This window comes from Lysinibacillus sp. NPDC093197 (genome assembly GCF_044754025.1).
In the GTDB taxonomy this organism is placed as follows: Bacteria; Bacillota; Bacilli; order Bacillales_A; family Planococcaceae; genus Lysinibacillus.
The window spans coordinates 91037-104844 of the sequence record NZ_JBIVOH010000006.1; the positions used below are offsets into that span (position 1 = coordinate 91037).

At 37.6% G+C, this 13808-nt stretch carries 13 protein-coding genes; 1 reads left to right on the forward strand and 12 read right to left on the reverse strand.

Annotated features, from left to right (window positions below):
- Positions 1–80: 80 nt before the first annotated feature.
- From pnpS to citZ, 6 genes are all read right to left on the reverse strand, one after another.
- Complete coding sequence (pnpS, locus tag ACIP9G_RS16145) at positions 81–1634, reverse strand: two-component system histidine kinase PnpS (RefSeq protein WP_401020681.1); 1554 nt, start codon at positions 1632–1634, stop codon at positions 81–83.
- Complete coding sequence (locus ACIP9G_RS16150; RefSeq protein ID WP_340823083.1) at positions 1631–2347, reverse strand: response regulator transcription factor; 717 nt, start codon at positions 2345–2347, stop codon at positions 1631–1633. The genes pnpS and ACIP9G_RS16150 overlap by 4 nt, the downstream gene beginning before the upstream one ends.
- 55 nt (positions 2348–2402) lie before the next feature.
- Positions 2403–2843: a MaoC/PaaZ C-terminal domain-containing protein gene (locus ACIP9G_RS16155; RefSeq protein ID WP_340823081.1), complete on the reverse strand. Its 441-nt coding sequence runs from the start codon at positions 2841–2843 to the stop codon at positions 2403–2405.
- Between the two features lie 193 nt (positions 2844–3036).
- Positions 3037–3975 carry a malate dehydrogenase gene (mdh, locus tag ACIP9G_RS16160; protein ID WP_401020684.1) on the reverse strand — a complete coding sequence of 313 codons (939 nt, stop codon included), beginning with the start codon at positions 3973–3975 and terminating at the stop codon, positions 3037–3039.
- Positions 3976–4148: 173 nt separating this feature from the next.
- Positions 4149–5411 (reverse strand): NADP-dependent isocitrate dehydrogenase, encoded by a 1263-nt coding sequence (icd, locus tag ACIP9G_RS16165; RefSeq protein WP_340823079.1) that lies wholly within the window; start codon positions 5409–5411, stop codon positions 4149–4151.
- A gap of 80 nt (positions 5412–5491) precedes the next feature.
- The gene (gene citZ, locus ACIP9G_RS16170; protein WP_401020687.1) at positions 5492–6607 is read right to left on the reverse strand and encodes a citrate synthase; all 1116 of its coding nucleotides are present in this window, start codon (positions 6605–6607) and stop codon (positions 5492–5494) included.
- A 134-nt stretch (positions 6608–6741) separates the two neighbouring features.
- Here citZ and ACIP9G_RS16175 point away from each other — a divergent pair, with 134 nt between their 5' ends.
- Positions 6742–7824, forward strand: a complete 1083-nt coding sequence (locus tag ACIP9G_RS16175) for an AI-2E family transporter (RefSeq protein ID WP_340823076.1) — start codon at positions 6742–6744, stop codon at positions 7822–7824.
- On the opposite strand, the gene ACIP9G_RS16180 is transcribed toward ACIP9G_RS16175, so the two are convergent.
- The 6 genes from ACIP9G_RS16180 to ACIP9G_RS16205 form a co-directional block, all read right to left on the reverse strand.
- Positions 7808–8197, reverse strand: a complete 390-nt coding sequence (locus tag ACIP9G_RS16180; RefSeq protein ID WP_172772408.1) for an FxsA family protein — start codon at positions 8195–8197, stop codon at positions 7808–7810. The genes ACIP9G_RS16175 and ACIP9G_RS16180 overlap by 17 nt on opposite strands.
- A 156-nt stretch (positions 8198–8353) precedes the next feature.
- Positions 8354–10114 (reverse strand): pyruvate kinase, encoded by a 1761-nt coding sequence (pyk, locus tag ACIP9G_RS16185; RefSeq protein WP_340823073.1) that lies wholly within the window; start codon positions 10112–10114, stop codon positions 8354–8356.
- Positions 10115–10141: 27 nt separating this feature from the next.
- Positions 10142–11101 carry a 6-phosphofructokinase gene (gene pfkA, locus ACIP9G_RS16190; RefSeq protein WP_340823072.1) on the reverse strand — a complete coding sequence of 320 codons (960 nt, stop codon included), beginning with the start codon at positions 11099–11101 and terminating at the stop codon, positions 10142–10144.
- Between the two features lie 228 nt (positions 11102–11329).
- The gene (locus tag ACIP9G_RS16195; protein WP_340823070.1) at positions 11330–12286 is read right to left on the reverse strand and encodes an acetyl-CoA carboxylase carboxyltransferase subunit alpha; all 957 of its coding nucleotides are present in this window, start codon (positions 12284–12286) and stop codon (positions 11330–11332) included.
- Positions 12279–13136 carry an acetyl-CoA carboxylase, carboxyltransferase subunit beta gene (gene accD, locus ACIP9G_RS16200; protein WP_340823068.1) on the reverse strand — a complete coding sequence of 286 codons (858 nt, stop codon included), beginning with the start codon at positions 13134–13136 and terminating at the stop codon, positions 12279–12281. The genes ACIP9G_RS16195 and accD overlap by 8 nt, the downstream gene beginning before the upstream one ends.
- Positions 13137–13157: 21 nt before the next feature.
- Positions 13158–13799, reverse strand: a complete 642-nt coding sequence (locus ACIP9G_RS16205) for a FadR/GntR family transcriptional regulator (protein ID WP_401020693.1) — start codon at positions 13797–13799, stop codon at positions 13158–13160.
- Positions 13800–13808 lie beyond the last annotated feature (9 nt).

Consider the following 13808-nt stretch of genomic DNA (forward strand, 5'->3'; position numbering starts at 1 on the left):
AAAATTATTTTCATCTTATCATACAAAATAGGGGGTTTCTATAAAATAGTATAGCCCTCTATTTTGAATCTTATATATTATTATTGTAAAGAATTTGTTAATTTTTTTGGAATCATTACAATCATCTTTGTGCCAACGCCAACTTTACTTTCTACCTGAATCCGTCCATGATGAGCCTCCACTAGATGCTTCACAATGGCTAGCCCTAACCCAGTTCCACCAGAATTTCTGCTACGTGCACGATCGACACGATAAAAACGTTCAAAGACGCGTGCAATTTCATTCTTTTCTATGCCGATACCTTCATCTTCAATTTCAATAATTCCATATGTGTCATTTTCCTTCAAGCGAATCGTTACTGTTGTATTTTCAGGTGAATACGTAATCGCGTTTGTAATTAGATTCGTAACAATTTGAATAACCCGATTGGCATCCCCCATTACTTCTACATCACGGGCAATATCCACTTGAAAGCTCATATTTTTTTCATCGAGCCGCGGACCTGTTAATTCTGCACCACGTATAAGAACATCCTGCAAGCCCATTGGCATAATATTTACAGTGAATCCGTGTTGTTCAATTTTAGACAGCTCTAATAAATCTTGGATGAGCATTTGTAGACGATTGCTCTCTTTATGCATAATTTCTAAAAAAGATAGCAGCATCTTTTCATCTTTATAGGCACCATCCAGTAATGTTTCAGAAAAGCCTTTAATCGATGTAATCGGTGTACGTAGTTCATGCGAAACATTGGCTACAAAATCTTTACGGATTTGCTCAAGTCGAACAAGCTCCGTAATATCATGCATGACAATGACTACGCCTAGCCATCGTCCGTGATCACCAATTACTGGTGCACCATATACTTCTTTATTGTATAGCTCTTGTTGTACTTCCATCTTTATTTGTTGTCGATATGGCATTTCCGTTAAAAACACATGGTCAATAAATTGCTCAAGCGTTTTCGGTAAACCAATCGTGCGGAAGACTTTTCCTTGCACATGCTCCAGTTGCATTCCAAAACGTTCTAAAAACACTCGATTGACGATTGATATGTTGCCTTCACGACCAATCATCATAAGTGAGCTGCCCATGTTTTCAATTAGTGTTTTTAGCCTTTCTTCCTCTACCTCTCTTATCGTCGTAATATCCTGTAAATTACGCGCTAAAATATTGATAGAGTGACTCAGTGGTATCATGCGCTCATGCTCATTTTCGTGTGCACGGGCACGATAATTTCCTTTTGCCAATTCAAGTGCCGTTTCGGTCACATTATCAATCGGTGCGGTAAAATTTCGAATCATATAGCGGCTTACAATAGCAATTAATATAAGCGTAATTGTAAATAATATCGCTAACACACCATAAAGCCGAGCACGTACATATGACAGCAGTGAGTCCTTCATTTCGATTGTTTGAGCTGCAAATAATGCTTTCTTATCTTCCTCAGATAAGGAAATTTGCCGTTCATCAAGTACTTTTTCCATTGCTTCTTGACTATAGGAACTCGATCGATCATTGTATTGTTCTACATAAACAGGAAAAAGCTGACCTATAACAATCATTAGGACAGCAAGAATTGATCCGAGCGAGAGCATGAATGTCAAGAATAAGCGGTTGCTCATTGATTTCATGAAGTTTTCGGCTCCTCAAATTTATAGCCAAGACCACGAATTGTTTTAATAAACATCGGTTTACGACTATTTTCTTCAATTTTATCGCGGAGGTGACTAATATGCACATCCACAATACGAGTATCGCCTGCAAAATCATATTTCCAAACAGCACTCAATAACTGATCACGAGTTAATACACGGTTTTTATTTTCTAGTAAATAAATGAGTAGCTCAAATTCCTTCGGTGTAAATTCAAGTGCTTCTTCTTGTAAAAATACTTCAAATCGCTCAGGAAATACACGCAGTTGACCAAACTCATACATTTTTTCTTGAGGCTCATCCTTATCCTCTATTACAACATTTTGTGTAAATCTTCTTAAGACTGCTTTGACACGTGCTAAAACTTCCCGTGGACTAAAGGGTTTTGTCATATAATCGTCTGCCCCTAGCTCCAAACCAAGCACCTTATCGAACTCATCATCTTTTGCCGTTAGCATAATGATTGGAGTATTCATACGTTGTTGACGAATTTGTTTACAAACTTCCATGCCATCCAGCTTAGGAAGCATTAAGTCTAAAAGGATTAAATCAGGCTGTATTTCCATTGCTTTATTTAACCCTTCTAAACCGTCTGCTGCTGTTTCAACTAAATAGCCAGCTTGCTCTAAGTTATATTTTAATAAGGTCGCAATAGAAAATTCATCTTCTACAACTAAAATAGTTTTTGTCATGTGTATTGCCTCCGTTAGTGATTTGAAACCCCCATTTCAAATCTCAAGACGCTCGCTATAATGCCAGTGGTGGTGTCACCAGCAATGTACCTTCAATTACAAGCTGCTTTTGTTCATTATAGGAGAGCACAGAAACGGTAATGGTATTCTGTACTTTATTTACTGCTGTTACCTCTAAAAGCGTATCGAATAATTCATAATGATAGAGTGGCCCTAAATAGGTTAAATGTTGTTCTATAATACGCGCACCAGGTCCTGGAATATACTTCGACACCGCTGACGTAATAATACCATTTAACATAATAGTTGGTACAATCGGCTTTTTAAAAGGCGTCATTGCTGCATAATCATGTTGAATGTAAAGCGGATTATTATCATTTGTAAGTCCTAAATAAAGCAATAAATCCTTATCTTCTATTTTTTCAGTAATATGAATCTTCTCGCCGACTGTAATTTCATCAATAGTGAGACCAAGCTTACTGTTCTTTTGAAGCAAAGATACGCCAACCCCTTTTCTATCATACTACCTTCATAGTATCAATTTTATTCTAAAAGTACAATGAAAAGCAGAATAACCATTTTATGTGTATGCATATTATGAAGAATAATAGAGGCTGTTTTGACAGTTTCTTTATGTACAATAAAAAAATCGAGTAAGAATGATTCCTACTCGATTTCATAAGCTTTTATTAAGCTAAAACTTTCATCACTGCTTTTACGGCTTCAGCAGAGTTATCCAATGCTGCCTTTTCTTTGTCAGTTAATTCAAGCTCAAAGATTTTTTCGATACCATTAGCACCTAGTAATGTTGGGACTCCTAAATAAATATCGTTGTACCCATATTCACCTTCTAAGTATGCGATTGATGGTAGGATACGCTTTTGATCTTTAATAATTGCTTCAGCCATTTCAATAAGTGCTGCTGCTGGAGCATAATAGGCAGAACCATTTCCAAGTAAGTTCACGATTTCTGCACCACCATTGCGCGTACGGTCAACGATTGCTTCTAAACGCTCTGGGGCGATTAACGTTTCTAAAGGAATACCGCCAGCAAATGAATAACGAGTAAGTGGTACCATTGTGTCACCATGACCACCTAATACAAAACCAGTGATGTCTTTTACAGAGATGTTTAGCTCTTCCGCAACAAAAGCGCAGAAACGAGCAGTATCAAGTACACCAGATTGACCGATTACTCGATTTTTAGGGAAACCTGTTTCTTTGAATACTGTGTAAGTCATTGCATCAACAGGGTTTGTTAATACGATAATGGTTGCATTTGGCGAATGAGCAGCGATTTCTTTTGAAACAGTTTTCATAACACCTTGGTTAATTTGAACTAAGTCGTCACGGCTCATGCCAGGTTTACGGGCAATACCCGCAGTAATAATTACTACATCAGAATCTGCAGTGTCTGCATAGTTAGAAGTACCTTTAACAAAAGAATCAAAACCTTGTATTGGAGCAGCTTCCCACATGTCTAAAGCTTTACCTTTTGTTGGGTTTTCAGCTTGTGGAATATCTACTAATACAACATCGCCAAGTTCCTTTTGTGCTGCTAAAAATGCTGCAGTAGCGCCGGTGAATCCGCCACCGATTACTGAGATTTTTTTACGTTTCAAAGTCATTTGAATACGCTCCTTTTTTAGGTTGTATGCTAAAAAAAGGGAGGAGAATAAATTCTCTCTCCCTCCATTAAACCAGGTACTAATATTACTGTAGCAAACCAATTTTACATTAAACAAATATCTGTTAATCACGCTGGATTGTTACAGTGATAATTTTTACAGATTCGTAAAAATTATAGGTTTTTAATTAGTTCGTTAGCGAATTCTGAACATTTCACTTCTTTAGCGCCGTCCATTAAACGAGCGAAGTCATAAGTTACAACTTTTGAAGAGATTGTATTCTCAACAGATTTAGTGATCATGTCAGCTGCTTCTTGCCATCCTAAGTGTTCAAGCATTAATACACCTGAAAGTAATACTGAAGATGGGTTTACTTTATCTTGACCAGCATATTTTGGAGCTGTACCGTGAGTAGCTTCGAAGATTGCGTGACCAGTTACGTAGTTAATGTTCGCACCTGGAGCAATACCGATACCACCAACTTGTGCAGCTAATGCATCAGAAATATAGTCACCGTTTAAGTTCATTGTAGCTACTACATCGAACTCAGTTGGACGAGTTAAGATTTGTTGTAAGAAGATATCAGCGATAGAATCTTTTACTAAGATTTTGCCAGCTGCTAAAGCTTCAGATTGTGCTTTGTTTGCTGCTTCTTCACCTTGGTCAGCTTTGATTGCATCATATTGGTTCCAAGTGAATGTTTGATCAGCAAATTCAGTTTCAGCTAATTCATAACCCCATTTTTTGAATCCACCTTCAGTGAATTTCATGATGTTTCCTTTGTGAACTAGTGTCACAGATGGACGGTTATGTTTAATTGCATATTCGATAGCAGAACGAACTAAACGCTCAGTACCTTCTTTAGATACTGGTTTTACACCGATACCTGAAGTTTCTGGGAAACGGATTTGATTTACACCAAATTCTGATTGTAAGAAGTTGATGATTTTTTTAGCTTGTTCAGAGCCTGATTCGAATTCGATACCAGCATAGATGTCTTCTGTGTTTTCGCGGAAGATAACCATATCAACGTCTTCTGGGCGTTTAACTGGAGAAGGTACTCCATCAAAGTGACGTACTGGACGTAGGCAAACATATAAATCAAGTTGTTGACGTAATGCTACGTTTAGAGAGCGGATACCACCACCGATTGGAGTAGTAAGAGGACCTTTAATTGCAATTAGGTATTCGTTAATTTTATCTAAAGTTTCTTGTGGTAACCATTCACCAGTTTGGTTGAATGCTTTTTCACCAGCTAGAACTTCTAACCATTCGATTTTCTTTTCACCGTTATAAGCTTTTTCTACAGCTGCGTCAATTACGCGAGATGCTGCTGCCCAAATATCTGGACCGATTCCATCACCTTCGATGAATGGGATTACTGGATTGTTTGGTACATTAAGTACGCCGTTTTCAACTACAATTTTGTTTGACATTGTTGTTGCCTCCTAAATTCATAATCATAGGACTGTGTTATAGGTAACACAGTCCCAAATATTCTAGCATATTTTCCAAATTAGCGCTCGCTGATTGGAACATATTTTTGCATACCTGGTCCAACATACTCAGCACGTGGACGGATCAGGCGGTTGTTAGCATATTGCTCAAGAATATGTGCTACCCAACCAGAAGTACGTGAAACTGCAAAGATTGGTGTGAATAAGTCATGATCGATGCCTAAAGAATCGTACACTGATGCAGAGAAGAAGTCTACGTTTGCAGGTAATTTCTTTTGTTCAACAATCATGTCATGGATTTTAACTGACATTTCGTAAAGCTCTGGTTTACCAGTTAGTTCAGTTAATTTTTGTGACATTACACGTAAGTGTGGTGCACGTGGGTCGCCTTTGCGGTATACGCGGTGACCGAAGCCCATGATTTTTTCTTTGTTATCTAATTTATTTTGAATGTAAGATTCAACGTTTTCAAGAGAACCAATTTCAGTTAACATCTTCATAACTTGCTCATTTGCACCACCGTGAAGTGGTCCTTTTAATGCGCCGATAGCTGCAGTTACACCAGAATAAACATCTGATAATGTAGCTACACATACACGTGCAGTAAATGTTGATGCATTTAATTCATGGTCAGCATGTAATACTAACGCTTTATCGAATGCTTCTACTTCGATTGGTGCTGGCTCTTCACCTTTTAACATATATAGGAAGTTTGCTGCATAGCTAAGTTCTGCTTTAGGTTGGATTGGCTCTAAACCTTTACGTACACGTGCAAATGCAGTAACAACAGTTGCAATTTTAGCTTGTAGACGAATTGCTTTACGGTAGTTAGCTTCTGGATCCATAACATCCGCTTCTTCATCGAATACACCAAGTAAAGATACTGCCGTACGAAGTGCAGCCATTGGATGTACAGTTGAAAGTGGGTAAGTTTTGAATTGGTCTACAATTGCTTGTGGAATAGCCATGTTGTCTGCCAATTGTTGTTTTAATTCAGCAAGCTCGTCCGCTTTAGGTAAACGAGTATGCCAAAGTAGGTAAATTACCTCTTCAAATGATGCGTTATCTGCTAAATCATCAATGTTGTAACCAACATATGTAAGTGTGTCATCGATAATTGAACTGATTTTAGATTCCGCTGCTACGATACCTTCTAATCCTTTTGTTGCTGACATAAATTATCGCTCCCTCATACTAATAATTTTTGTTGTAAACGCTTTTTCAACCTTAGCATTTACGTTTTTGCTCACATGAACCATTAAGTAAATCGCTTACATTGTTATTATAATCATTTTTGACAGCTTTGTGAATGAAAAACCTTCAAATTAAGAAAAAGTCGGACGAGCGACTATATAAGCGTACTAAAGAGGGTATTTTGTATATTTTGACAATATATTTTCATTTGAATTGGGGTGAATTTGTTAAATTGAGGAATATTAAATATTTTTCATACGAAAGAACTATTAATGTTTTATTATTTGTTTTTTATTTAGTGATTCTTTGGTTCGTTTTACCTGTATCACTTGCTATATTTTTATCATTTACAACATATCCTATAATAAATTTCCTTCATAAGTACTTTAAAATCAATTACTGGATTGCCGCTATTATCGTAGAAATATTGATACTTTCTTGTATAGTTCTCCTCATAGTCATCTCAATAAACAGTATTATTCTCATCTTTCCTGAAATACGTGACACACTTCAAAACTTTCCATTGTTCACTGAGTATGAATCCATATTTATACAGTTTTTGCAAGAAAAATCAATGTCTATTTTCGATTCTATCGTCGTTTATACAGCAAATTTATTTCAAATATTTATGAAGCACGTCATTGAAGTTTTTATATTCCTTGTAGCATATTATTTTGCATTAATCGAAACAAGAAAATCTCGTTACTGGTTCTTTCAATATGTCCCCAAAAAATATAGAAATCAATGGCAATCTCATTTTTCGAAAGTCATGCAACTTTTTCATTACTTTGTATTCGTAGAATTTCAATTATTTACGATAACACTACTTATACTTTGCGCGGGCTTTATGATATTTCAATTTGAACAAGCCATTATTAAAGCATTCATTGTAGCATTTGCAGATGTACTACCCTTCTTTGGTATCGGCGTCTTTCTTGTACCAATGAGCATTTACTTCTATTTCAATGGCAATACCTTTTTATGTGGTGCGATTTTACTTTTGTATTTGTTTGTTCAATTAACAAGGCAGCTCGCTGAATCTATGCTTTGGTCAAATACGTTGCAATTACGAACGTTTCATACGTTTTTCATCAGCGCTGCCTCCATCTTATTATTTGGTTTTTACGGTATTTTACTCAGCCCAATTTTTTTATTTTTAGCTGTTAAGCTGAAAGAAAAGTCTATTTTTGAACGATAATAAATTGACCTTTTTTCATTTTTTTACGCATCCAATAAAATACAAGTGGTTGGAACAATTTACGTGTCACTGGTAGTAGCATTAATAAACCAATTATATCTGTTATAAAACCTGGCAATGCTAAAAGCACACCGCCACTAAAATTCAACATTGCATCCACTAATGCTGGTCCAGGGGCTTCTCCTCGCGCAACCATATGTTTTACGTTTTTCACTGAATTGATACCTTTATTTTTCGCTATATAAATGCCAATGATAGTCGTTGCGACAACAAGCAATAATGTATTGAAAACACCAATATTTTGACCAATAACTATTAATAACGCCAGTTCGGCTAATGCATATACAACAAAACTAAGAAAAAATTTTTTCATATTTTTCTCCTTTCTATTGAAAAAGCTATACCTTCTATACGTTATTATAGCCCAATAAGTTTCAACTAAAAAATAAACAGGCGTAAATACTAATTTTCATTGTTATTTAAAAGGCTCTAGTACGGTTACCCCATACTAGAGCCTTTTTACTATCTATTAAAGTACGCTTGCATGTCCTTTATAAATAACACCTGTTTCAGCATCCATTGTTATTTCTTGACCGTGGCGAATTAATGTTGTTGCTTCTTTTACACCGACGATTACAGGAATACCAAGACTTAACCCTACTACAGCGGCATGACTTGTCAGTCCGCCTTCCTCTGTAATTAGCCCGATACACTTTTCAATAGCTGGCATCATATCACGATCTGAACCGACCGTTACTAAAATACATCCTTCTGTATCATAGGCTAATGCCTCAGCTGCATTTTTTGCTACTACTGTATTACCAATTACTGACGCTTTGCCAATCCCTTGACCACGCGCAAGTAAATCGCCAATAATGTGTACCTTCATTAAGTTTGTAGTACCAGCTTCCCCTACAGGAACACCTGCTGTAATAACAACTGCATCACCATGATTTACAAAACCATGCTTCAAGCTTTCGTCAACTGCTAGTTCTAAAATTTCGTCTGTCGTTGTAACGCGTTCACAAACTACAGGATAAACACCCCAAACAAGCGTTAGTGTATTTGCAGTGTTTTCAGAGCCAGTAACAGCGACAATCGGCACACCAGGACGATATTTTGCAATCATTCTAGCCGTGTTTCCACTTTCTGTTGGTGCTAGTACAGCTTTTACGCCTAAGTTTATCGAAGTATATGCTACAGCCTGAGAAATAGCCTCTGTCATATTTGCTTCTTTTTCACGACTACGTGTAGAAACGATTGCTTTATAATCTAATGAATCTTCTGTACGTTGTGCAATTTTGTTCATTGTTTGTACGGATTCAACTGGGTATGTCCCTGCTGCTGTTTCACCAGATAGCATAATCGCATCTGTTCCATCAATAATGGCGTTCGCAACGTCACTTGCTTCAGCGCGTGTTGGACGAGGATTACGTTGCATGGAGTCTAACATTTGAGTTGCCGTAATAACTGGTTTGCCAACCTGGTTACATTTTAAGATTAATTTCTTTTGAACTAATGGTACCTCTTCAGCTGGAATTTCTACGCCTAAGTCACCACGTGCAACCATTAATCCGTCAGATACTAAAATGATTTCGTCGATATTATCGACACCTTCTTGGTTCTCGATTTTCGGGATAATTTGAATATGACTACCGCCATTTTGCTCAAGTAATTCGCGAATTTCTAAAACATCTTTAGCTCGACGAACGAATGAAGCTGCAATGAAATCCACACCTTGATTAATACCAAATAGAATATCCTGTGCATCTTTTTCAGTAATTCCAGGTAGTTGAACTGAAACCCCAGGGACGTTAACACCCTTTTTATTTTTTAAGACACCTGCATTTTCTACTATTGTGTGAATAAGCCCTTTTTCCGTATCTGTTGCTAACACACGTAATTGAATTAAGCCATCATCTAATAAAATAATTGAGTTTTGTTGTACATCTTCAATCAGTCGTTCATACGTAACAGAAAAACTTGCCTCTGTTCCTTCTACTTCCGTCATCGAAATGTCGATTACCTGACCTGCTTTTAAATGTAGTTCCCCATTTTGCATGTTATGCGTACGAATTTCAGGTCCTTTTGTGTCGAGCAAAATACCTACTGGTTTCCCTAATTTGTTTGCAACTTCACGAATTAAATTAATACGCACTTCATGTTCTTCATGTGAACCGTGTGAAAAATTCAAGCGAGCTACATTCATACCTGCTTCAATTAGTTTTTCTAAAATTTCTGGTGACTCACTTGCCGGACCAATTGTACATACGATTTTTGTTTTTCTCATTCTCTGCCCACTCCGTTTTACGCAAAATTATATTGATAGTTCTTTCATTAAAGTATATAAGCTTACATCAGACTCATGATTCTTTTCAAAAGCCTCTGGCATATCGTAGTCAATGACTGTATGGTTGCGTATTCCTACAGCTCGACCAGATTTACCTTCCATTAATAATTCTACCGCATGTGCACCAAATTGACTTGCGAGAACACGATCACGTGCTGTTGGAGAACCACCGCGTTGAATATGACCAAGAACAGAAACTCGCGTCTCTTTTCCCGTCTTTTCTTTCAGTAATTTTGCCAACTCGCCACCTGACATTACACCCTCTGCCACAATAATGATACTATGCTTTTTCCCTCGTGCTTCACCACGCTCTAAGCGTGATACGATGTCGTCTAAATCATATTCTTCTTCAGGAATTAAGACCGTTTCAGCACCTGCTGCAAGCCCTGCCCATAATGCGATATCACCTGCATCTCGCCCCATTACTTCAACAATAAAAGAATTTTCATGGGAAGTCGCTGTATCACGAATTTTATCGATTGATTCTACGACTGTATTGAGCGCGGTATCAAAGCCAATTGTGTATTCTGTTCCAGGAACATCATTATCAATTGTGCCAGGCACTCCAACAGCTGGAAAACCTTTTTTTACAAGATCCATTGCACCTCGGTAAGAACCATCACCCCCGATAACAACTAACCCTTCGATACCTGCTTCACGCATATTAGCAATTGCTTGCTGTTGAACAGCATCTTCCTTAAATTCAGGGCACCGTGCTGAAAATAAATTGGTACCTCCTCTTTGAATGATGCCACCTACAGAACCTAAATCGAGCGGCTCAAAAGATCCTTTTATTAAACCTTCATAACCATGCTTAATTCCTACAACATCCATTCCGTGATAAGCTGCCTTACGAACGACTGCTCGAATGGCTGCGTTCATGCCAGGGGCATCTCCACCACTTGTTAATACGGCAATTTTTTTCATTGTCGAACAACCTCCTGCAGTGTTATCTAATATTATTCACATTAACACGAAAAAACAAACTATGTAAGGGTTCTGGAGCTAGAAAAACATAACTTTTACATAAAAAATGAAAAGAATGCGCTTTCACACACTCTTTCCATCACAAAGCATCTAAAATTTAACATTTTATAAAAATATTTCGCTTTAATTTAACGGATTAGACCTTTAGAGCATCGCCATGTGATTTGTCTATTCTTCTATATATTGTCCGATTTTTTTAAATTTATCATATCGATCCTCGATTAATTGTTCACCATTTAAAGAATTTAATGATTTTAGTGTGTCGCTAATACATTCTTTTATATAGATTGCCTGCTTCGCCACATTGCGATGTGCTCCGCCAGTTATCTCAGGAATAATACCATCAATCACACCAAGCTCTTTTAAATCAGGTGCAGTAATTCGCATTGCTTCAGCTGCTTGCTTAGCAAGGCTACCATCACGCCATAAAATTGAAGCAGCACCTTCTGGAGATATAACAGAATAAGTAGAGTTCTCTAACATGTAAACGCGATTTGCTACGCCTAAAGCTAGGGCACCACCACTACCGCCTTCTCCAATAACGATGCTAATGACTGGTACTGATAATCCCGCCATTTCTACTAAATTACGAGCTATCGCCTCACTCTGACCACGCTCTTCCGCTGCTTTACCAGGGTAGGCACCTTTTGTATCAATGAAACAAATGATTGGGCGATTAAATTTCTCTGCTTGTTTCATTAGGCGCAACGCTTTACGATAGCCTTCTGGATGGGGCATACCAAAATTACGACGAATATTTTCTTTTGTTGATTTACCACGTTGATGTCCAATAACAGTGACAGGTTGTCCTTCAAAAAGGGCAATACCGCCTAGAATCGCTGCATCATCGCCAAACGTACGATCTCCATGTAATTCAATAAAGTTTTCACACATAGCTTCAATATACTGTAGTGTTGTTGGTCGTTCAGGATGTCTTGCTACTTGCACGCGATCCCACGGCTTCATATTGGCATAGATTGATTGCTCAAGTTGCGTTAAACGCGTTTCTAGCTTTTCAATCTCCCCTGTCATATCTACGTCCGCTTCAGCAGCAATTGTTTTTAATTCATCAATTTTTTCGCGCAGTTGAACTACTGGCTCTTCAAAAGCTAAATTTTTAGACATGTTGCACGCCACCTTTCGTATGCATTTTTACAAGCACAGATACTTGTTTCCGTAAATCTTTACGATGGAAAATGGCATCCAGTTGACCATGCTCTAATAAAAATTCTGCTGTTTGGAAATCACTCGGTAGTTTTTCTCTTACCGTTTCTTCGATTACACGTCTTCCTGCAAAGCCGATTAGTGCCTGAGGTTCTGCAATATTGATATCCCCTACAGAGGCAAAGCTTGCAGAAACGCCACCAGTAGTTGGGTGCGTTAAGATTGAAATAAATAATAAGCCTTCATTGCTATGACGTTTTAAGGCAACACTTGTTTTCGCCATTTGCATTAAAGAAAGTACACCTTCTTGCATACGAGCTCCACCACTTGCAGTGAAAATAATAAACGGCAAACCTAATTCAGTTGCTTTTTCAACCGCACGTGTTATTTTTTCTCCAACAACAGAGCCCATTGAGCCCATACGGAAATGAGAATCCATTATCGCTACTACAACTTCTTCTCCATCAAGCGTACCTAAACCTGTCAATACAGCCTCATTTAAACCTGTTTTTTGTTGATCAGCATTAATTTTCTCAACATAGGCAGGGAAATTAAGCGGATTACTTGTTTGTAAATGGTCGTCCATAGAAACAAATGATCCTTCATCTAAGAAATAGTCAACACGCTCTTGTGCAGTCATTTTAAAATGATGGCCACACTTCGTGCATACTTTATGATGCTTTTCCAATTCTTTTGTTAACTGAATATGACGGCATTCTGGACATTTTGTCATGAGTCCTTCTGGAAATGCCTTTTCCTGACCATCCTGTTTCTTTTTTCGATTTGCGTTAAATATGTCGCGTATTGCCATGTTTGACTCCCCCTTTATTGTCTAAAAAGTTTGACCAGTACCCATCCACTGCTCGTAAGCTAGTAATGCTTCTTTTTCATAGCCAAGTTGCATCGATTTCAACATCGTTTGAAGGATTAGTTTTTCATCTTCCGTTGAGTTTCGATTTAAACGGTCACCGTCATATGCTGCAAGTTGAAACCAGATTTTCAGCGAAAGCCGATTGCCTGACGTAACTAATATTTCTCTCAATACATCACGACAATTTACTGTTCCTTCAATTTCCAGCTTCACAAAAAAACTATCCCACACAGGTAGTGTACGAAGAATCTCTGTACAACTTATTACGCGAATTGCTTCCTTTTCATGAATTTGTCGCGTTAATTCGACATCTTTTTTTGATTTTTCATCTTCTAATATAAACATCGACAGTACTTCTACAAGCTGATGCTTATGTGTTGAGGCAAGAAATGTACCTCCACCATGTCGCGTTTCAATGAGTCCAAGTAACTCTAAACTGCGCAGTGCCTCCCTTACAGAGGATCGCCCAACACCTAACCTTTCTGATAAAACACGTTCAGAAGGAAGCTTCTCTCCAGCTTGAATTTTTTCCATTCGAATAAGTTGACGCAATTGCTGAACGATTTCTAAAAACACTTTTTTTTGTTCGGTTTGTTTATCCATATGATTAAC

Bases quoted from the DNA above. Each gene is read 5' to 3' on its own strand.
- pnpS (WP_401020681.1), bottom strand. From the start codon at position 1,634: ATGAAATCAATGAGCAACCGCTTATTCTTGACATTCATGCTCTCGCTC.
- ACIP9G_RS16150 (WP_340823083.1), bottom strand. From the start codon at position 2,347: ATGACAAAAACTATTTTAGTTGTAGAAGATGAATTTTCTATTGCGACC.
- mdh (WP_401020684.1), bottom strand. From the start codon at position 3,975: ATGACTTTGAAACGTAAAAAAATCTCAGTAATCGGTGGCGGATTCACC.
- icd (WP_340823079.1), bottom strand. From the start codon at position 5,411: ATGTCAAACAAAATTGTAGTTGAAAACGGCGTACTTAATGTACCAAAC.
- citZ (WP_401020687.1), bottom strand. From the start codon at position 6,607: ATGTCAGCAACAAAAGGATTAGAAGGTATCGTAGCAGCGGAATCTAAA.
- ACIP9G_RS16175 (WP_340823076.1), top strand. From the start codon at position 6,742: ATGAAAAACCTTCAAATTAAGAAAAAGTCGGACGAGCGACTATATAAG.
- ACIP9G_RS16180 (WP_172772408.1), bottom strand. From the start codon at position 8,197: ATGAAAAAATTTTTTCTTAGTTTTGTTGTATATGCATTAGCCGAACTG.
- pyk (WP_340823073.1), bottom strand. From the start codon at position 10,114: ATGAGAAAAACAAAAATCGTATGTACAATTGGTCCGGCAAGTGAGTCA.
- pfkA (WP_340823072.1), bottom strand. From the start codon at position 11,101: ATGAAAAAAATTGCCGTATTAACAAGTGGTGGAGATGCCCCTGGCATG.
- ACIP9G_RS16195 (WP_340823070.1), bottom strand. From the start codon at position 12,286: ATGTCTAAAAATTTAGCTTTTGAAGAGCCAGTAGTTCAACTGCGCGAA.
- accD (WP_340823068.1), bottom strand. From the start codon at position 13,136: ATGGCAATACGCGACATATTTAACGCAAATCGAAAAAAGAAACAGGAT.
- ACIP9G_RS16205 (WP_401020693.1), bottom strand. From the start codon at position 13,799: ATGGATAAACAAACCGAACAAAAAAAAGTGTTTTTAGAAATCGTTCAG.